This is a genomic window from Kitasatospora sp. NPDC049258, assembly GCF_040678895.1.
Taxonomy (GTDB): Bacteria; Actinomycetota; Actinomycetes; order Streptomycetales; family Streptomycetaceae; genus Kitasatospora.
Genome location: NZ_JBFAQT010000016.1, coordinates 33,292 through 51,205 on the forward strand (window position 1 = coordinate 33,292; position 17,914 = coordinate 51,205).

Annotated in this window: 19 protein-coding genes; 6 read left to right on the plus strand and 13 right to left on the minus strand. The window is 74.0% G+C overall.

What is annotated here, in order from left to right:
* Nucleotides 1-2: 2 nt before the first annotated feature.
* From AB0K43_RS16180 to AB0K43_RS16210, 7 genes are all read right to left on the minus strand, one after another.
* Entirely contained in the window at nucleotides 3-212 is a 210-nt protein-coding gene (locus AB0K43_RS16180; RefSeq protein WP_033825303.1) for a helix-turn-helix domain-containing protein, read from the minus strand.
* Between the two features lie 116 nt (nucleotides 213-328).
* A complete protein-coding gene (locus AB0K43_RS16185) occupies nucleotides 329-1,180 on the minus strand; it encodes a phosphatase (RefSeq protein ID WP_363640051.1) in 852 nt (283 codons plus the stop codon).
* Nucleotides 1,177-2,376, minus strand: coding sequence for an acetoin utilization protein AcuC (locus AB0K43_RS16190; RefSeq protein WP_363640053.1), 1,200 nt, complete (start codon nucleotides 2,374-2,376; stop codon nucleotides 1,177-1,179). Before AB0K43_RS16190 ends, AB0K43_RS16185 begins: the two co-directional genes overlap by 4 nt.
* A gap of 49 nt (nucleotides 2,377-2,425) precedes the next feature.
* A complete protein-coding gene (locus tag AB0K43_RS16195) occupies nucleotides 2,426-3,622 on the minus strand; it encodes an MFS transporter (RefSeq protein WP_363640055.1) in 1,197 nt (398 codons plus the stop codon).
* 117 nt (nucleotides 3,623-3,739) lie between these two features.
* Nucleotides 3,740-4,390, minus strand: a complete 651-nt coding sequence (locus tag AB0K43_RS16200) for an HAD family hydrolase (protein ID WP_363640057.1) — start codon at nucleotides 4,388-4,390, stop codon at nucleotides 3,740-3,742.
* Between the two features lie 10 nt (nucleotides 4,391-4,400).
* On the minus strand, nucleotides 4,401-5,225 hold the full coding sequence (gene proC, locus AB0K43_RS16205; protein ID WP_363640059.1) for a pyrroline-5-carboxylate reductase: 825 nt from the start codon (nucleotides 5,223-5,225) through the stop codon (nucleotides 4,401-4,403).
* A 124-nt stretch (nucleotides 5,226-5,349) separates the two neighbouring features.
* Entirely contained in the window at nucleotides 5,350-7,245 is a 1,896-nt protein-coding gene (locus tag AB0K43_RS16210; protein ID WP_363640061.1) for a BTAD domain-containing putative transcriptional regulator, read from the minus strand.
* Nucleotides 7,246-7,475: 230 nt separating this feature from the next.
* On the opposite strand from AB0K43_RS16210, the gene AB0K43_RS16215 reads away from it, so the two are divergent.
* On the plus strand, nucleotides 7,476-7,970 hold the full coding sequence (locus AB0K43_RS16215) for a hypothetical protein (RefSeq protein WP_363640063.1): 495 nt from the start codon (nucleotides 7,476-7,478) through the stop codon (nucleotides 7,968-7,970).
* A 73-nt stretch (nucleotides 7,971-8,043) separates the two neighbouring features.
* Here AB0K43_RS16215 and AB0K43_RS16220 read toward each other — a convergent pair whose 3' ends face one another.
* Nucleotides 8,044-8,496 (minus strand): hypothetical protein, encoded by a 453-nt coding sequence (locus AB0K43_RS16220; protein ID WP_363640065.1) that lies wholly within the window; start codon nucleotides 8,494-8,496, stop codon nucleotides 8,044-8,046.
* Between the two features lie 99 nt (nucleotides 8,497-8,595).
* Nucleotides 8,596-9,192: a hypothetical protein gene (locus AB0K43_RS16225; RefSeq protein ID WP_363640067.1), complete on the minus strand. Its 597-nt coding sequence runs from the start codon at nucleotides 9,190-9,192 to the stop codon at nucleotides 8,596-8,598.
* Nucleotides 9,193-9,331: 139 nt separating this feature from the next.
* Between AB0K43_RS16225 and AB0K43_RS16230 the strand changes: the two genes are divergently transcribed.
* Nucleotides 9,332-9,700, plus strand: a complete 369-nt coding sequence (locus tag AB0K43_RS16230) for a PH domain-containing protein (protein WP_363640069.1) — start codon at nucleotides 9,332-9,334, stop codon at nucleotides 9,698-9,700.
* A gap of 116 nt (nucleotides 9,701-9,816) precedes the next feature.
* Nucleotides 9,817-10,185: a hypothetical protein gene (locus tag AB0K43_RS16235; RefSeq protein ID WP_363640071.1), complete on the plus strand. Its 369-nt coding sequence runs from the start codon at nucleotides 9,817-9,819 to the stop codon at nucleotides 10,183-10,185.
* 68 nt (nucleotides 10,186-10,253) lie between these two features.
* On the opposite strand, the gene AB0K43_RS16240 is transcribed toward AB0K43_RS16235, so the two are convergent.
* Nucleotides 10,254-11,576, minus strand: a complete 1,323-nt coding sequence (locus tag AB0K43_RS16240; RefSeq protein ID WP_363640073.1) for a hypothetical protein — start codon at nucleotides 11,574-11,576, stop codon at nucleotides 10,254-10,256.
* A 327-nt stretch (nucleotides 11,577-11,903) separates the two neighbouring features.
* Between AB0K43_RS16240 and AB0K43_RS16245 the strand changes: the two genes are divergently transcribed.
* The 3 genes from AB0K43_RS16245 to AB0K43_RS16255 all read left to right on the plus strand — a co-directional run bounded on the left by AB0K43_RS16245 (nucleotide 11,904) and on the right by AB0K43_RS16255 (nucleotide 14,532).
* Nucleotides 11,904-12,353, plus strand: a complete 450-nt coding sequence (locus AB0K43_RS16245; RefSeq protein WP_363640075.1) for a hypothetical protein — start codon at nucleotides 11,904-11,906, stop codon at nucleotides 12,351-12,353.
* 368 nt (nucleotides 12,354-12,721) lie between these two features.
* The gene (locus AB0K43_RS16250) at nucleotides 12,722-13,126 is read left to right on the plus strand and encodes a hypothetical protein (protein WP_363640077.1); all 405 of its coding nucleotides are present in this window, start codon (nucleotides 12,722-12,724) and stop codon (nucleotides 13,124-13,126) included.
* 113 nt (nucleotides 13,127-13,239) lie between these two features.
* On the plus strand, nucleotides 13,240-14,532 hold the full coding sequence (locus tag AB0K43_RS16255; RefSeq protein WP_363640079.1) for a hypothetical protein: 1,293 nt from the start codon (nucleotides 13,240-13,242) through the stop codon (nucleotides 14,530-14,532).
* A gap of 9 nt (nucleotides 14,533-14,541) precedes the next feature.
* Here the strand turns inward: AB0K43_RS16255 and AB0K43_RS16260 are convergent, their stop codons facing one another.
* The 3 genes from AB0K43_RS16260 to AB0K43_RS16270 all read right to left on the minus strand — a co-directional run bounded on the left by AB0K43_RS16260 (nucleotide 14,542) and on the right by AB0K43_RS16270 (nucleotide 17,903).
* Complete coding sequence (locus AB0K43_RS16260) at nucleotides 14,542-15,066, minus strand: hypothetical protein (protein WP_363640081.1); 525 nt, start codon at nucleotides 15,064-15,066, stop codon at nucleotides 14,542-14,544.
* 102 nt (nucleotides 15,067-15,168) lie between these two features.
* Nucleotides 15,169-17,013, minus strand: a complete 1,845-nt coding sequence (gene ilvD, locus AB0K43_RS16265; protein WP_363640083.1) for a dihydroxy-acid dehydratase — start codon at nucleotides 17,011-17,013, stop codon at nucleotides 15,169-15,171.
* 119 nt (nucleotides 17,014-17,132) lie between these two features.
* Nucleotides 17,133-17,903 carry a class I SAM-dependent methyltransferase gene (locus AB0K43_RS16270; protein ID WP_363640085.1) on the minus strand — a complete coding sequence of 257 codons (771 nt, stop codon included), beginning with the start codon at nucleotides 17,901-17,903 and terminating at the stop codon, nucleotides 17,133-17,135.
* Nucleotides 17,904-17,914 lie beyond the last annotated feature (11 nt).

A 17,914-nucleotide genomic window follows, 5' to 3' on the forward strand; every position in this document is an offset into this window, starting at 1 on the left:
GCCTACGCGCTCTGCAGCCGCACGTAGGACTCCTTGAGGTAGTCGTGGACCTCCTTCTCGGGGACCCGGAAGGAGCGGCCGACCCTGATGGCCGGAAGCTCTCCACTGTGCACCAGGCGGTACACCGTCATCTTCGACACCCGCATGACCGCGGCCACCTCGGCCACGGTCAGGAAGACGACATCCTGGAGGGGGCGTTCGCCGGAACTCATGACCTCACCCGACCCTTACCCGTGTGCAAGGCACCGGCTTCCCCTCCGGTGACTCCACCGGCACACGTGTATCCCCAGAGTAGTTATGGGTGGTACCAGTGGGAAGAGGGAGAAGCTCACTCCTTGTACGGTGCGAGATCCGCCCGTTGCAGTACGTAGTCGCTCAGCGGTCTGTAGCACTCGGGGGGAGATCCGTCGTCCACCGGGACCACCACCGCGACCGTGCCCTCCGCCTCCCCGACGAACGGCGCCGGGTCGTTGGAGTCGGCCGGGCCGCCGGCCGGGATGCCCAGGCGGCCTGCCCCGCAGAGCCAGCCGTGGTCGCCCAGGACCAGGCCCGGCAAGGGCTGTCCGGCCCGGGCGAGCTCCGCCAGGGCGAGCCGGACCGGCTGCGCGGAGTGGGTGTGCAACAGGTCCGCACCGCTGCGGTCGAGTCTGCCACCTCGTGCCGATCCCCCGTCAAGGGCCCGGACCACGGCGACCGGGCCGCGGTAGTCGAGGACGCAGCTGCGCTCGCCCTCCGGGGTGGGCTCACGGAAGCGCAGACCGCGCGCGGGGGTGAGCAGGGTGCAGCCGGCTGCTTCGAGCGCCCTCGCGAGGGAGGTGTGAAACGCCGTCAGCTTGGTCGGGTGCCCGGTGCCGGTGAGCACGGTGGCGCGGCGCCGGGCGGCGGCGGCCAGCAGGTCGGCGAGCCGGTCGAGGGCGTCCAGGGTGCGGTCCGGGTCGATGGTGTCGGGGCCCTGGCCACGGCCGAAGTCCGGGTCCACGCCGACCCGTTCGGCCATCAGGGCGAGGACCGCGCCGGGGCCCCAGCGGCCCTCCGGGGCGAGGCCCATCAGGGCGGTCGGATCGCCCTGGCCGAACAGCCGGTAGCTGCGGAGGTTCTTCTGCCGGCCGGTCGGGATGTCCCCGCCGGCCAGCCGGCGGCGCAGCAGGTGGGCGCGCAGTTCCACGCGGCCGGTGCTCACGGCAGCAGGCCGTGGTGCGGCAGGACGGCCCGGCGGGCGGCCAGGATCGCTTGGTCGAGGCGGTCGGCGGGGTCGTAGCCGTGGTCGTGGAAGTCCCGCCAGTCGGGCGTGACCCCGTCGGTCATCCGCAGCGGGGCCTGCTGCCTGGTGCGGCGGTAGACCTCGGCCCGCCACAGCTCCGGGGTCTCGGCGGCCGGGTCGATCGGGCGGCCGGCGGCGGTGGCCACCAGGTGCGTCCAGGCCCGGGGCACGACGTCGACCACGGCGTACCCGCCGCCGCCGAGGGCCAGCCAGCGGCCGTCCGCGTGCTCGTGGGCCAGCCGGTGGATGCTCTCGGTGACCAGCCGCTGGGCGTCCAGCGAGACCGCGAGGTGGGCGAGCGGGTCCTCGACGTGGGTGTCCGCGCCGTGCTGGCTGACCAGCACCTGGGGGCGGAAGGCGGCGAGCAGTTCGGGCACCAGGGCGTGGAAGGCCCGCAGCCAGCCGGCGTCGCCGGTACCGGCCGGGAGCGGCAGGTTGGCGGCGGAGCCCGGGGCGTCCGGCCCGCCGGTCTCGGTGGACCAGCCGGTCTCCGGGAAGAGCGTCGCCGGGGACTCGTGCAGCGAGACGGTCAGCACCCGGGGGTCGTTCCAGAACGCCTGCTGCACGCCGTCGCCGTGGTGCACGTCCACGTCCACGTAGGCGACCCGCTCGGCGCCCAGCTCCAGCAGCCGGGCGATGGCGAGGGCCGGGTCGTTGTAGATGCAGAAGCCGGCGGCCTTGTCGGGCATCGCGTGGTGCAGGCCGCCGGCGAAGTTGACGGCGTGCCGGGCCTCGCCCCGCCAGAGGGCCTCGGCGCCCGCGACGGACTGGCCGGCGATCAGTGCGGAGGCGGCGTGCAGGCCGGGGAAGGCCCAGTTGTCCTCGGTGCCCAGCCCGTGCCGGGCGTCGGTCAGGGCGGGGTCGGCGGCCACCCGGCGCACCGCCGCCAGGTAGTCGGCGGTGTGCACCAGGCGCAGCGTGGAATCCCCGGCCGGCGGCGCGGCGCGCAGCGTGGTGCCGGGCCCGGTGGTCAGGCCGAAGGCCTCCACCAGCCGCATGGTCAGGGCCAACCGGGTCGGGTCCATCGGGTGGCCCGGGCCGAAGTCGTAGCCGGTCTCGGCCTCGTCCCAGTACAACTGCAGGCCGCAGGGGGTCTCGCGCTCGGCTTCGGGCATGCGTCCAACGGTAGCGGGCGCGGCGGGGGCGGCCGGAGCGGCCCGGGCCCTACCGGTCGGCGAGCACCGGCTCGGCCGCCGGGGCCGGGGCGAAGTGGCCGGACAGCGGCAGGATCAGGAGCACCAGCGCCATCGGGGCGAGGAAGGCCCAGCGGTACGATCCGGCGTCGGCGATCGCGCCGACCAGCGGGGAGCCGATCAGGAAGCCGACGTAGTTGAAGAGGTTGAGGCGGGCCACCGCGGCGTCCGAGTCCTGCGGGAAGAGCCGGCCGCCGGCCGCGAAGACCTGCGGGATGATCGCGCAGATGCCGAAGCCCAGCACGGTGAAGCCGGCGATGGCGGCCCACGGGCCGGGGGCGGCGGCGGCCAGCGCGAAGCCGAGCGCGGCCAGCGCGGCGCCCGCGCGGACCACCGGGACGGCACCCCAGTGCTGCACGGCCCGGTCGCCCAGGGTGCGGCCGACCAGCATCGCGACCATGTAGCCGAGGTAGGACAGCTTGGCTACGTCGCCCGGGCTGTCCAAGCCGTCGGTCAGGTACTTGACGCTGTAGTTGGAGACCGAGGCGTCGGCGATGTAGGCGACCGCCATCGCCAGGCAGAGCGGCAGCAGCGGCTTCCACGGGATCGACCGGGCGGCGGCCTCGGCGGCCTCCCGTACCGCGTCGCCGAGTTCGCGGCGCCCGGCGAACCGGGTGCCGGTGAGCAGGGCCAGCGGGATCAGCACCGCGGCCGCGCCGCCGAACAGCACGGGCAGCCCGAGGTGGTAGTGCGCGCCGAGGCCGGCGACGGCGGCGCCGACGATGCCGCCGAGACTGAACGCGGCATGGAAGCCGATCATGATGCTGCGGCCGTAGCGGTGCTGGAGGCCGACACCGAGCATGTTCATCGAGGCGTCCAGCGCGCCGACCAGCAGGCCGAACGCGCCGAGCGCCAGGCCCAGCTCCCAGAGCCGGTCGCCGAAGCCGGTCAGGCCGAGGGTCAGGCAGACCGCGGGCTGGACGATCCGCAGCACCGCCCGCGCGCTGGTGCGCTTGACCAGCCACTCCGAGGAGATCGAGCCGACCCCGGCCAGGATCGGCACGGCCGCCAGGAAGACCGGCAGCAGGCTGTCGCTCAGCCCGTAGCGGTCCTGGAGCTCCGGGATGCAGGTGACCAGCAGGGCGAAGGTGACCCCTTGCAGCAGGAAGCTGACGGCGAGCGCCGCGCGGGCCTGCCGGAGCCGTTCGGTGATGACCGCTTCCTGCATCTGCCCGACCTCGCTCACCACCGGCGCTACCGGCCGGTACGAAGATATTGGCGCGAGCGTAGGTGGTGCGGGGGTTTTGCGGGAGGGGTGCGACGGGATCAGTTGGACCGGCGATCCTCAGGCCAGCAGCGCCGGTACCAGGTCGAGGTCGGCCAGCAGCCCGGTCGCCCCGGCGGCGGTGAGCTTGGCCGGGTCGGTGAGCGCCGTGTAGCCGTACACGTCCATGCCGGCGGCGCGGGCGGCCAGCACCCCGTTCGGGCTGTCCTCGATCACCAGGCAGCGCTGCGGTGCGACGCCCAGGGTGCGGGCGGCGTGCAGGAAGAGGTCCGGGGCGGGCTTGCCGACGCCGACGTCCTGCGCGGAGAAGATCCGCTCCTCGGCCAGCAGGCCGCGCAGGCCGGTGCGGTCGAGGGCGGTGCGGATCCAGGCGTGGTGGGCGGAGGAGGCCAGGCAGTACGGCACGCCCTGCTGCTGAAGGGTCTTCAGCAGCCGCTCGGCGCCGCGGACCGGGGTCAGCTCCTGCTCGAAGGCGGCGAACACCCGGGCGTGGAACAGGTCGTCGAAGCCCTGCGGCAGGGTGGCGCCGTGCCGCTCGCCGATCACGTCGTGCACCTTGTGCGCGGCGCAGCCCATGTAGTCCCGGTAGGAGTCCTCGATGGTGGTGGGGAAACCGAGCTCGGTCAGGTACTCGGCGAGCACCCGGTTGGAGATCGGCTCGCTGTCCACCAGGACGCCGTCGTTGTCGAAGATGACCAGGTCGTAGCTCACCCGGCCGAGCCTACTTGCCGCCCGACGCCAGCTCGCGGGAGCGGTCCCGGGCGGCCTCCAGGGCACCGAGCATGGCGGCCCTGACCCCGTGGTTCTCCAGCTCGCGGATGGCGGCGATGGTGGTGCCGGCCGGGGAGGTGACCGCCTCGCGCAGCTTCACGGGGTGCTCGCCGGAGTCGCGCAGCATGATCGAGGCGCCGATCGCGGACTGCACGATCAGGTCGTGCGCCACGGTACGGGGCAGGCCGAGCAGGATGCCGGCGTCGATCATCGCCTCGACCAGGAAGTAGAAGTACGCCGGGCCCGAGCCGGAGAGCGCGGTCGCCGCGTCCTGCTGGGACTCCGGCACCCGCAGCGCCTTGCCGACCGAGCGGAAGATCTCCTCGGCGCGCAGCAGGTGGGCCTCGGTGGCGTGCGAGCCGCCGGAGATCACGCTCATGCCCTCGTCGACCAGGACGGGCGTGTTGGGCATCACCCGCACGACCGGGGTGCCGGCGGCCAGCCGCTCCTCGAACCAGGTGGTCGGGATGCCGGCGGCGGCCGACACCACCAGCCGGTCGGTGGCGACGTGCGGAGCCAGGTCCTGCAGCAGGACGCCCATGTCCTGCGGCTTGACCGCCAGGATCAGGGTGTCGGCCAGCTCGGCGGCCTCCGCGTTGGAGACGGCCGTGACGCCGTAGCGGGTGGTCAACTCCTCGGCGCGCTCCGCCCGGCGGGCGGTCACCAGCACGTCGGCCGGATCCTTCCCGGCCCGCAGCAGGCCGGAGAGCAGGGCCTCTCCGATCTTGCCGGTCCCCAGGAAGGCGATCTTCTGTCCGGTTGCGCTGCTGGTCATGGCCGCTGCTCCTTCGTACGGTGCTGCGGCCATCCTCGCACCGGGGCGGGGGCCGGCGCGGGAGCCGTCCACGGTGCGGGCACGCCTCACCCGCCAAGCGGACCCGGGTGGCCCGCGGGCGTCCTCACGGGGCGGCCGGGCGGGCGGCGGAGTGCCAGGCGCTGAGCCGCTCGCGGGCCGCCCGCCGCTCCTCGGGCGGTTCCTCCTCCTCCAGCCGCTCGGCCGCGTACTCCTCGATCAGGCCGTGGAAGCGGTACCGCAGCGGCTCAGGTGTCTGCAACAGGTGCGTGTCCGTGAGGAGTTCGAGCAGGTCGGCGGTGACGTCGACGGACCGGTCGAGCAGGGCTGCGGCGGACTCGGCGTCGAACAGCCGGCCCGGGCGCAGCCCCAGCAGCCGGAACGCCCGCGCGGCCTCGCGCTCCGTCCGGTCCTTGCTGCACCGCAGCAGGAGATAGCTGCTCGCGAAGGTGTCACGCACCGCCAGGTGCCCGGCGGTGAGGGCCGGCAGCCGGCCGCAGCCGGCGTCCAGGTGCTGCACGAAGGTCTCCAACGGCCAGCACGGGCGGGCCGACAGGCGGGCGCCGATGATGCGCAGCGCGAGCGGCAGGCCTGCGCAGGCGGCGATGATCCGGTGGGCGGCGGCAGGCTCCCGGCGCACCCGCTCGGGACCGCAGAGCGTTTCCAGGAGGGCGTGTTGCTCCTCGCGGTCGAGCGGGCCCAGCCGCAGCTGGGCTGCGGCCGGCAGGTCGGTGAGTGTGCCCCGGCTGGTGACGATCACCGCACAGCGGCCGTTCCCCGGCAACAGCGGCAGGACCTGGGCAGTGTCGCGGGCGTTGTCGAGGACGAGCAGCACCCGGCGTTCGGCCAGCTCGCTGCGGAGCAACGCGGCCCGGTCGTCGGTGTGCTCGGGGATCGGCTGGGCCCGGCCGTCGGGGTCGACCGGACCACCCAGGTCGGTCAGGAAACCGGCGAGCAGATCGTGCGGGTCACGCGGGCGGTCGGGGCCGAGGCCCCGGAGGTCGACGTACAGCTGGCCGTCGGGGAACAGGTGCCGGAGCCGCTGTCCGGCGTGCACGGCCAGCGCGGTCTTCCCGACCCCTCCCATCCCGGTGACCACCACCACCTGGGGGAACACGGCGGACGCGGACGCCGTCAGCACCTCGGTCAGCACGGCGAGCTCCGCCGTCCGGCCGGTGAAATCGGCCGTGCCGGAGGGAAGCTGGGACGGCGTCGACCTCGCCGCCCGGCTCGCCGGCACAGGCTCGCCGACCGCTGCCGCGGGTGGTGCCTGGCCGACCAGACCGGCGGCCGCGCCAGGGCGCCGCAGCAGCGCGGGGTCGGCGTCCAGCACCCGCTGGTGGAGGGTGCGCAGGTCGGGGCCGGGGTCGACGCCGAGCTCCTCGGCCAGCCTCCGGCGGACACCGTCGTAGGCGCGCAGGGCGTCGGCCTGCCGGCCGCTGCGGTAGAGCGCGGTGATCAGCTGGGCGTGCAGCGCCTCGTTCAACGGGTACCGGGCACTCCAGCGGCTGAGCTCCGGCGCCACTTCGGCATGCCGGCCCAGCTCCAGCTCGGCCTCGAAGTGCCACTCCAAGGCCTGCAGGCGGGCCTCGACCAGGTGCTGGACCTCGGACCGCAGGCCGACCGGACCCGGCAGGTCCGCCAGCGGCTCCCCGCGCCACAGTGCCAGCGCCGCGGTGGTGCGGCAGCCCACCTCCGGCCAGTCCTGCCGAGCGCGAGCGGCCTGGGCGTCCGCCAGCAGCCGGGTGAACTCCCGGGCGTCGAGTTCGCCGTCCCGCACCGACAGCCGGTAACCGTACGGGGTGCTGCGCAGGCGCTCCTCACCGTCCTCGCCGAGCGCCCGGCGCAGGCGCACCGCGTGATTGTGGAGGGAAGCCGTCGCGGTGGCGGGCGGCTCACCGGCCCAGAGGGCCTCCCGGAGGCTGCTCAGCGAGACGGACCGGTTGGGCTGGAACAGCAGGGCGGCGAGCAGCATCCGGCTCTTGGCACCGCGGATCTCCAATGTCCTCGTGCCTTCACGAACCATCACCGGACCGAGCAGGCCAAATCGCATCGAAACCGCCCCCCACAGGCATCAACAGTGTTTTCAGTAGAACACGTTGGTGATCTGTTAGTCGGACGTTGACGGGTTTCCCGAGGGGTTCGAGAGGCTCATCACCGGTGGCGGAACAGCCCAGCGAACCGCCACCGGACAGTTCTCACGCGGACCTTTCGACGAAAGAGGAACCACTCATGGCAGTCAACCGCCTCAGCGGCTCGCCGATCCGCCGGACGCTCACCCGGGCCGCGCTGGTCTGCACGGCGGCCGCCGCCGCGCTCGGCCTGGCCGGCACCGACGCGATGGCCGACTCGGCGGCCGCCACCTTCACCCTCGGACAGGGCGACTGGTGGGCCGGCTCGTCGGTCTCCTCCAGCAACACCCACCTCGACTTCCAGAGCGACGGCAACCTGGTGCTCTACGCCAACAGCGGCCGGGTGCTGTGGGCCAGCGGCACCGACGGGCGGGGTGTCACGCACGTGGACTGGTCCGCGTCCGGCTACGTCAAGCTCCAGGACAGCAACAACAACACCCTCTGCACCGTCGGCAAGCTGAGCCCGGCCGCCGGTGGCCGCGCGATGGTCCAGGACGACGGCAACCTGGTGTTCTACCGCAGCAACGGTTCGGTCGCCTGGGCCAGCGACACCAGCGGCTTCGCCCAGGGCAACACGAACTACTGCTACTCCTGACCGCGGCAACACCGCCCGGGGGGCCGGGGCCACTCGCCGTGGTCCCGGCCCCCCGGGCCGCTGCGCGCGAGGATCACGCGCCCGGGGGCGGCTCCAGCTCGACGGTGATGCCGAGCCAGTCCAGCAGCGGGCGGCAGGGGCGGCACGGGAGGTGGGCGGTGGTCCGGGGCGGGGTGCCGCCGAGGTGCAGGAGGGAGAGGGTGGCGCCGTCGAGCTCCTCGGGAAGCCGCTCGACCGTGCGATCGGCCAGGTCCAACCAGCCGGTGAGGACGGTCAGTTCGGGACAGGAGCCGGCGGTGGGGCCGAGCAGCTCGACGAGCAGCGGGTGCGGCGGCGGGTGGCCCGCGTTGGACACCCAGCGGACCACCTGCTGCGGGCTGCCCGGCACCTGGAGCGAGGCGATGTAGGCGGGCAGCAGGCCGCCCTCGGCCGGCGTTCTGCTGGTCGGCACCCCCGAGTTCACGGCGCGGGCCTCGCGGATCGCGGCGGACACCTCCAGCGCGTTCAGTCCCCGGTTGCGGCCCACGATTCCTCCGTCTCGGCGCAGTTCGCCCTGCTCAACGGCGAAACCGCAGCTCAGGTCACCCTCCACCGGCGACCTCCCGCCGCGCGAACGGGTCGGACCCTAGAAACCGTCCGTCGGGAGGCCGTTGTTCTCGCGGTAGACGTACGTCCAGAACTCCACCGTGACGTCTGCGTGGTCGAGTTGGGCGGGCAGGCCGGCGAACTCGCGGCGGACGTAGTCGGTGAGATCGGCCCCGTAGTCGATGATGTCGGTCTGGTACACCGAGAGCACCGGGTGCCCGAACCGGCCCGGCGTGCCCGGCAGGTAGCGGTGCCCGTAGACCGGGACGAGCTGCGGGACGCCGGCCAGGTGCGCTCTCGCGGCCTCGACGGCGGCGGCGGTGGCGGCCGGCCGGTCGCCCCAGCGCGGGTACCAGAAGGAGTTGTGCTCGACGTCGAAGAGGGTGCCCTCGACCGGCCAGTCGAGCATCTCCCGCAGGACGGCCGGGTCGCCGTCCCGCCAGTCGGGCCACCGGCCGCCGAGCGGGAGGCCGGCGCCGAGGAACACCCGGTGGTCGGCGGCGAACCGGAAGCCGTACCGCGCCTCGACGGCGTCGAGCTCCCGCTCGCTCAGCCCGGGCGCGGGCTCCGTGCCGATCAGGCGCTGGAGTTCGCCGGCGGCGGCCGCGGTGAGCGGGCGGGGAGGTCGCGGGGTCACTCCCGCAGGCTACGGCAGTGCGGCCCGCCCGCGATCGACCGTGGACCTCGCACCGACGGCCCGTCACCCCGCCCTCCCCCCGTGCGAGACTCGTGATCTTGGCTCCGGCTACGGGAGCCGCGACGGGAGGACGGTAGTCATGGCGCTCTTCGGGAACGCGCACAAGGTGGATCCGGCGGCGGCGCAGCAGGAGTTCGCCCGGCTGTTCGGGCAGGGCGAGCAGGTGCACTCGGCCTACCAGCTGATCCGCGACACCTTCATGTTCACCGACCGCCGGCTGATCCTGATCGACAAGCAGGGCATAACCGGCAAGAAGACCGAGTACCACTCGATCCCGTACAAGAGCATCACGCACTTCGCGGTCGAGACGGCCGGCAACTTCGACCTCGACGCCGAGCTGAAGATCTGGATCTCCGGCAACCCGCTGCCGATCCAGAAGACCTTCACCAAGGGCGTCGACATCTACGAGGTCCAGGCGATCCTGACCCAGTACGTGGCCGTCAAGTAACGGTGGACCTGACGGTCGGTCATGGGGTAGACAGTCCGTCGGCCCGATCGCGTCGGGCCACTGCGACAGCGGGGGGCCGCATGGTGGGCAAGGGCAAGGCATCCAGGCGCGGCCTCATGGGTGCGGGCGCCGGCCTGCTCGGCGCCGGGGTGGTCGCGCTCGGCGCGGCGGCCGCCATCTCGCTGCCGGCGGCCGACCCGAAGAGCTCCGGGCACCCGCCCACGGCACTGCCGACCTCCGGGACGGCGACGCCGAGCGGGTCGCCCACCGGGCAGTCGCCGGCCCCGGTCACGACCACCATCATCGTGGTGGCCCCGGCCGCTCCGGCCGACGGCGACGACGGCTCCCTGACCGGACTGATCACCGCGGTGGCCGGCCTGGTGTCGGCGGTGGCCGGCGCCTACACGATGGTGGTCGGCGCACGGCGCGGCCCGGCCCCGCACCCCGGCCGGGCGGCACCGGCCCCGGAGGGCGGCACCCCGTGACACCCGGCCGGGCGCCCGGAGGAGGCCGCGCCCCGCCCCCCACGGGGCGAGGGCGGGCCGGGGTCGGGTCAGCCGCGGACGAAGTAGCCCGTGAGGTCGCCGATCACGTGCGTGAAGCCGGCGTGGTTGTAGATGTCGACCGGGTTGTGGTCGAGCCCGACGGTGGCGCTGTTGGCCACCGTCAGGCCCGGGGTGAAGTTGAGCGTCGAGGTGTTGGGCCGGCCCTGGTTGCCGGGGTAGACCGTGAGGTGGCCGGCCTGCGTCGCCTGGGTGGCGGTGATGTTGAGGGCCGCGCCCACCGCGTCGGCCGGGACGCCGAAGCTGCCGGCGACCGGCCGCTCGGTGACGCTGAAGGGCAGCTGCCCGGCGCCGCCGCCGGTCCTGGTGTCGAACAGCCGGACCGGCTCGATCGCGCTGAACAGCCCGGTCCCCGAGGGGCCGTAGCTGCCCACCACGTCGACGATCACGTGCGCGTTGCCGGCCCGGTTGAAGATGTTGATCTTGCCGTCGGGGCCCACCGGGACGACCACCTGGTTGGCGACCGTCCGGCCCGGCTCGAAGTTGATGCTGGAGGCGTCCGGACGCTCGGCTCCGTGCGGCAGCGCGTCGTGCGGCCAGATGGTGAGGAAGCTGTTGGCGTCCGGCGCGGTGACGGTCACGTTGAGGATCACCGCCTTGGCGTCGGCGGTGTGCAGGTCCTCCCTGGCCACGTCGACCGTCCGGGTGGCCCAGCCCCCCATCGGGGTGCCCGCGCCGTCGCGGGTGTCGAGCACCCGGGTCGGCCGGACGGGGGCGTACTTGTCCGGGGCCCCGGCGAGGTAGTACCCGAGCACGTCGACGACCACATCGGTGCGGCCCTCGTGGTTGTAGACGTTGATCGACGGCACCTGGCCCTGCTTGATCGCCACCGTGGCCATGGCGGCGACCGTCGCGCCCGGCTTGAAGTTCAGGGTGGAGGTGGGCGGCACCGTGCCGTCCGGGAGGGCCTCGGGGCCGACGCTGAGGTAGCCGTCGGCGGTGGTGTCGGTGGCGGTCACATTGACCACCACCGCGGTGGCGCCGGCCGGGACCACGTTGATGAAGCTGGGCGGCATGTGCCCCTCGCGCCGCTGCAGGTTGACGAGGTAGTTCTCCCCCGCGGCCAGCGGGCGGACCGGCACGTTCCACCCCACCTGGTCGTAGTTGCGGGTGTCGAGCACCCGGGTCGGGACGATCGGCACGAAGGCGGCGGGCGTGGTCGGGCCGGCGTTCGGCGCGGCCTTCGGCGCGGGCGCCGGCGCCGGCGCCGGCGCCGCGAGCGTGGCGGCGGTGGCGACGCCGGCGGCCAGGGCCGGGGCGGTCAGCGCGAGGGCCGTGACGACGGCCAGGGACAGGATCGGTCGGACACGCATGGTGCTGGTTCCCCCCAGGGATCGGTACGTCCTCCCCGGCCCGCCCTGCGACGGAGGGCCGGTTCGCGAGGCTCATAGGAACAGAACGCCGGCGGGCGGCTTCGGTTGCGGACGAACCCAGGGACTTCTCACCCGTCGTCCACACCGCGCCCACACCTGTGACCGCAGCAGCGGACGCCCGGCGCCGTCCCGCATCCTAGGGCGTGGGTGCACCACGCATCCCTTCCGGGGCCGGGGCCGGCCCCGGGCCCGCCGGAGCACCCCGTAGGGGGAAACTCAGGGGCCACCCCTATGGCTTCCGGGCCCCGGCAGGCGCACCGTGGGGTCATGGGACACGAGGAATTGTCGCGACGTGAGAACCGCCAGCTGGCCGTCGCCTCGGCGACGCTCGGGCCGTGGCGGACGGCCACGGCGGTCGGTGCCGTGGTGGCCGGCGGCGCGCTCGCGGTGGATGTGGTCACCGGGAGCTGGTCGATGGACATCCTGGCCGGACCGGCCGGGCTGGGCCTGTTCTTCTTCTTCCTGGTCGGCACCGTGGGCGGCAAACTGCGGCGCGACACCGGGGACCGGAGGCTGCGCCGCTGGGCGGACGAGCACCCCTGGCAGTCGGCGCTGCCGGCGGCGGGCGCGCTGCTGGTGCTGAACACCGTGGCGCTGACGCTGCTCGGCAGCTGGGGCCTGTTCGGGGCGCTGTTCGCCTCGCTGCTGCCGGCCGGTCTGCTGCTGATCGTGGCCGGGGTGGTGGGATCGGTGAAGCAGGCCCGCAGGCGGAGCTGACCGCAGCTGCGGAGCCGACGGATCGCGGGATCATCCACCCGGCCTCCTCTGTTCACGCACAAACAGCGTGTTCTGCCTCGGAGTTGCCGTCTCGGCTCCGCACAATTCCCTGGTTCCGAGAGCCGAGAGCCGAGAGCCGATAGCCGAGGAACCAGAACCCGGCCCGACCGGTGACCCGCTCGACCCGGTCGTCCTGGACGAGGAGTTCATCCGGGGCGCCGCCGTCAAGGAGGCGTCCGGCCGGGCCCGGACGCTCGGCGCCAGGTGGCGCCACCGGCCGCCGCAGGCCCCGGAGGTCGGCGGCGCCGGTGGCTGGTGGTGCTGGTGGCTGGTGGTGCTGGTGGCGCTGACCGCGGTGGTCACCCTCGGTGCGCTCAACCTCGACCGACTGCCGTTCGGGACACCGGGCGGCCACCCCGGCGCCCGCCCGGCGGGCACCCTGGACCGGCCTGGTGGCCGCCAACATCGATCCGGCGACGGTGTCGGGCGGCGTTCCGACCGCCGCGCTGGAGCTGATGGACACCGCGGCCCGGACCGCGGCCGAGCGCGCGCTCGCCGCCCCTGGCCGCACGGCCGCACCGACGGCCTGGTTCAGCCGCTTCGATCCCCGCCGGGCCGTGCCCGTCACCCCGGCGGTGAAGGTCCGGAGCACCATCACCACCCGCCACGACGGCGAGAACGGACTCCTGGTGCACGCCGACCTCCGTACGACCGGTCCAGGCCGCTCCAGGAGCACGACGGCTGCGTCCCGGCGGCCGGCACCTGAGGCCTGACGCACCGCCGGGACCAGGCGAAAGGGCGGAAACCGGCACCGAACGGCCGCCCGCGGGCCGGGGCGCCCCCACCCTGGCGAACGGGTGTCCGAGGGCGTCGGCATACTGACCGCGTGCCGATAGCCGAAGACCCCAGCCCGCGCCCCTCGGAGGAGCCCTCCTCGGACCCGTTCGAGGACTTGGTGCTCGACGAGGAGTTCATCAGGGGAGCTACCGTCAAGGAGCCCTCCGGGCGCTCACGGATGCTCAGCGCGAAGTGGAAGCGCCAGCCGCCCGAGGCCGTGCCGTTCCGGCACGAGGCTCCGCAGGAGCCGCGGATTCGGCGCCGCCGGTTCGGCCGCCGGGCCACCCGGGTGGACTCGTGGGGCCGCCCGAAGCGGCGCCAGCCCGCATGGCAGGCACCACTGTTCATCACGCTGGCGATCGCCGTGACGCTGGCGGCCCTGAACGTCGACCGGCTGCGCGAGTGGTACCAGGGCCGCGGGGACGGCAGCTCGGCCGCCGCCCCGACCCTCGGCCCGGAGACGGCCGCGCCCACCGCCGCACCGCCCGCCGTCGACCCCGACACCCCGACCCTCGAGAACCCGTGGGCGGGCTCCCCCGCCGCCCAGTGGCCGGCCGGCGCGGACGCGCTGGCGCTGCCGGCGGCAACCGCGGTCGGCGTGTTCGACAAGGACCAGGTGGCCGACCAGCTGAGCAAGGTGAAGCAGTTCCTGGTCGCGGCCAACATCGACCCGAAGACGCTCGCCGGGGCGACCCCGCAGGACGCCTTGGCGCTGCTCGACCGGCACAGCCGCGAGCTGGTCGAGAAGGACCTGGCCGGCCCGTCCGCCGAGCACGACCCGGCGAGCCTGTTCAGCCGCTTCGACCCGCGCCGGGCCGTGCCGGTCACCGACCAGGTCAGGGTGCAGGGCAGGATCACCTTCGACAGCGACGGCGACAAGGGCGTCCTGGTCCACTCCGACGTCACCTACGTGTACGCGCTGCGCCCGGGCCCGGACGCCGGCAAGAAGCACGACGCGCCCGGCGGCGCCCCGGGCGGGCCCTCCGCGGGCGCCAAGCCGGTCGCCTGGTCCGACGGCGCGGGCGGCAAGGGCGGCGCGGGCGGCGACAACCGGGTGGAGCGGGAGATCGTCCGCCGGGTGGTGGACTTCCGCTTCTACAACCCGGCCCGCTACAAGGTCGACCCGGGCAAGCTGGTGCTGGAGGCCTGGAACGGCGACTTCGGCAACAACGTCTGCACGATGGGCAGCGGCTACCTGGAGCCGTCCTTCCCGATCCCGGGCCTGCCGGACGGCGGCGGCACCGGCGGGAGCCCGAGCGGCCCGCCGACCGACCCGTACGACCGGTCCAAGCCGCTGGGCGAGGACCGCGGCGAGGGCTGCGGGACGCTCTCCCGGACCTGAGCCGAGCCGTCAGCGGCGCTTGCGGCCGGGCTTCCCACCGGGGCGCCCGGCGCGGGCGTCGCGGCGGCGCAGGTGGGCCGCGACGGCGCGCTCGTGCGCGGCCCGCCGGACACCCTCGCCCGGCGCCTCGACCAGGCTGCGGAAGAAGTACGCGGCCAGGGCGCCGACCCCGCCGATGATCCAGACCGCGCCGAGCGACCTGTCCTCGGCCATCCAGCCGGTCAGCGAGTCCCGGCCCTCGGTGAGCACCTTCCAGGTGCGCACCGCGGCCAGGCAGGAGCAGATCGCGATGGCGCCGACCAGCAGGAGGTTCACGAAGCCGCCGGCCTCGGACATCGTCACGCCGGCCACCGCGAAGCGCAGCAGCAGGGCGCCGACCGCCGCGGCGGCCAGCGCGCCGAGCGCGACCAGGACCCGCCGGGCCCAGTACCCGGCGCCGCGCTCGACCCAGCTGGTGCCGAACCAGCGGATCGGCTCGGGCGCCGGGCCGTCGCCGGGTCGGGGGCCGGGGATGGTGCTCTGTACGTCGTCCACGGATCCGATTATGGCCCGGCCCGGGGCCCGGACCACGAACGGAGCCGCCCCCGGCGCGGGGACGGCTCCGTCACGGCTGCGGGCACCCGCCCGGGCGCCGGGTCAGCCGAGCTTGCTGACGTCCCGGACGGCGCCCTTGTCCGCGGAGGTGGCCATCGCGGCGTACGCCTTGAGGGCGGCGCTGACCGGGCGGACCCGGGACTTCGGGCGGTAGCCGCCGTCGGCCTCCAGCTTGAGGCGCCGCTCGTGCAGCTCCTCGAAGGAGACCTTGAGCTCGACCGAGCGGCCGGGGATGTCGATGGCGACGATGTCGCCGTCCTCGACCAGCGCGATGGTGCCGCCGGAGGCCGCCTCGGGCGAGGCGTGGCCGATCGACAGGCCCGAGGTGCCGCCGGAGAACCTGCCGTCGGTGATCAGCGCGCAGGCCTTGCCCAGGCCCCGGCCCTTCAGGAAGGAGGTCGGGTAGAGCATCTCCTGCATGCCCGGGCCGCCCTTGGGGCCCTCGTAGCGGATGACGACCACGTCGCCCTCCTTGACCCGCTTGGTGAGGATCGCGTCGACCGCGTCCTCCTGCGACTCCAGCACCACGGCGGGGCCGCTGAAGGTCCAGATCGACTCGTCCACCCCGGCGGTCTTCACGATGCAGCCGTCCTCGGCCAGGTTGCCGTAGAGCACCGCCAGGCCGCCCTCGACCGAGTAGGCGTGCTCGACGCTGCGGATGCAGCCGCCGGCGGCGTCGGTGTCCAGGGTGTCCCAGCGCTCGGACTGCGAGAAGGCGGTGGCCGAGCGGACGCAGCCGGGGGCGGCGTGGAACAGCTCGACGGCGGTCGGCGACGGCGAGCCGCCGCGGATGTCCCAGGTCTTCAGCCACTCGGCGAGCGAGCCGGAGTGCACGGTGTGCACGCCCTCGTCGAGCAGCCCGCCGCGGTACAGCTCGCCGAGGATGGCGGGGATGCCGCCGGCCCGGTGGACGTCCTCCATGTAGTACTTGCCGTTGGGCGCCACCTTGGACAGGCAGGGCACCCGGCGCGAGATCGCGTCGATGTCCCGCATGTCGAAGTCCAGCTCGGCCTCCTGGGCGGCGGCCAGCAGGTGCAGGATGGTGTTGGTGGAGCCGCCCATCGCGATGTCCAGCGCCATGGCGTTCTCGAAGGCGGCCCGGGTGGCGATGGAGCGCGGCAGGACGGAGTAGTCGTCCTGGTGGTAGTGGCGCCGGGTGATGTCGACGATGGTGCGGCCGGCGTCCTCGTACAGCGCCTTGCGGGCGGTGTGGGTGGCCAGCACCGAGCCGTTGCCCGGCAGCGCCAGGCCGATCGCCTCGGCCAGGCAGTTCATCGAGTTGGCGGTGAACATGCCCGAGCAGGACCCGCAGGTCGGGCAGGCGTTCTCCTCGATGATCGCGATGTCCTCGTCCGAGACGTTCTCGTTGACGGCGTCGGAGATCGCGTTGACCAGGTCCAGCTTGCGCACGGTGCCGTCGACCAGGACGGCCTGGCCGGCCTCCATCGGGCCGCCGGAGACGAACACGGTGGGGATGTTGAGGCGCAGCGCGGCCATCAGCATGCCGGGGGTGATCTTGTCGCAGTTCGAGATGCAGATCAGCGCGTCCGCGCAGTGCGCGCTGACCATGTACTCGACCGAGTCGGCGATCAGATCGCGCGAGGGCAGCGAGTAGAGCATGCCGTGGTGGCCCATGGCGATGCCGTCGTCGACCGCGATGGTGTTGAACTCGCGGGGGATGCCGCCGGCCTCCTTGATCGCCTCGGAGACGATCCGGCCGACCGGCTGGAGGTGGGTGTGGCCGGGCACGAACTCGGTGAACGAGTTGGCCACCGCGATGATCGGCTTCCCGAAGTCCTCGCGGGCTACGCCGGCGGCCCGAAGGAGCGCGCGGGCGCCCGCCATGTTGCGACCGTGGGTGACCGTACGGGACTTCAGCTCGGGCATTCGCGCCACTCCTTCGGAGGCTGCTGGCGACCGCTGCTCTGGTGGGAGGGCGCAGGGCCGCTGTGGCTATCGAGCCTACGCTCCGGGCCCAGCCGTCGGACGGACCGTCCGCGATCCGGTCAGCCGACGTCGGCGCCGACGCCGACCGAGAGGCTGAGCCGCCAGGGCTGCAGGATCGAGCCGTCCGGGAACTCGACCCGCAGCGCCGCGCGCTCGGCGGCCAGCAGCTCGTCCCTGACCTCCGCCGGCAGCACCGCGAGGTGGGAGCGGGAGCCGAGCTCGGCGACCAGGCTGTCGACGGTGGTCCGGCGCTCCCAGGCCAGCTCGACCTCGGTCACCCGCAGGCCGTGCTCGGCCAGCGGCTCGGCCGTGCTGTCCGGCCGCACGTTCGGGTGGTACGGGGTGAGCGCGGCCACCAGCCGGTCGCGCGAGGCCGCCAGCCAGGGGACGCTGCTGTCGGGGTGGTTCCACCACAGCGCCAGCGCGCCGCCGGGGCGCAGCACCCGGATCGCCTCCGGGACGGAGCGGGCCGGGTCGGTCCAGTGGAAGGCCTGCGCGTAGGTGATCAGGTCGGCGGTGGAGTCGTGGAACGGCAGCTCCTCGCCGCCGGCCCGCACCAGCGGGGTGCCGGGCGCCGCCGCGAGCAGCTGGGCGGCCATCCCGGCGCTCGGCTCGACGGCCGTCACCCGGGCGCCGCGGGCCTGCAGCAGCCGGGTGGCGATGCCCGTCCCGGCGCCGACGTCCAGCACGTCCGCGCCCCGCAGCGGGCGCCCGGTCAGGCGCTCCAGCTGCTCGAACAGCTCCGGCGGGTAGGCGGGCCGGTGGGCCTGGTACTGGGCCGCCACCGGGCCGAAGGACATGGCGTAGTCGCGCTGCTGAAGACCGGTCATGGGACTCCCCC

What these genes read in the sequence shown, in the direction of transcription:
- AB0K43_RS16180 (WP_033825303.1), bottom strand. Translation starts at nt 212, where the DNA reads ATGAGTTCCGGCGAACGCCCCCTCCAGGATGTCGTCTTCCTGACCGTG.
- AB0K43_RS16190 (WP_363640053.1), bottom strand. Translation starts at nt 2,376, where the DNA reads ATGCCCGAAGCCGAGCGCGAGACCCCCTGCGGCCTGCAGTTGTACTGG.
- AB0K43_RS16195 (WP_363640055.1), bottom strand. Translation starts at nt 3,622, where the DNA reads ATGCAGGAAGCGGTCATCACCGAACGGCTCCGGCAGGCCCGCGCGGCG.
- proC (WP_363640059.1), bottom strand. Translation starts at nt 5,225, where the DNA reads ATGACCAGCAGCGCAACCGGACAGAAGATCGCCTTCCTGGGGACCGGC.
- AB0K43_RS16215 (WP_363640063.1), top strand. Translation starts at nt 7,476, where the DNA reads ATGGCAGTCAACCGCCTCAGCGGCTCGCCGATCCGCCGGACGCTCACC.
- AB0K43_RS16230 (WP_363640069.1), top strand. Translation starts at nt 9,332, where the DNA reads ATGGCGCTCTTCGGGAACGCGCACAAGGTGGATCCGGCGGCGGCGCAG.
- AB0K43_RS16235 (WP_363640071.1), top strand. Translation starts at nt 9,817, where the DNA reads ATGGGTGCGGGCGCCGGCCTGCTCGGCGCCGGGGTGGTCGCGCTCGGC.
- AB0K43_RS16240 (WP_363640073.1), bottom strand. Translation starts at nt 11,576, where the DNA reads ATGCGTGTCCGACCGATCCTGTCCCTGGCCGTCGTCACGGCCCTCGCG.
- AB0K43_RS16245 (WP_363640075.1), top strand. Translation starts at nt 11,904, where the DNA reads ATGGGACACGAGGAATTGTCGCGACGTGAGAACCGCCAGCTGGCCGTC.
- ilvD (WP_363640083.1), bottom strand. Translation starts at nt 17,013, where the DNA reads ATGCCCGAGCTGAAGTCCCGTACGGTCACCCACGGTCGCAACATGGCG.
- AB0K43_RS16270 (WP_363640085.1), bottom strand. Translation starts at nt 17,903, where the DNA reads ATGACCGGTCTTCAGCAGCGCGACTACGCCATGTCCTTCGGCCCGGTG.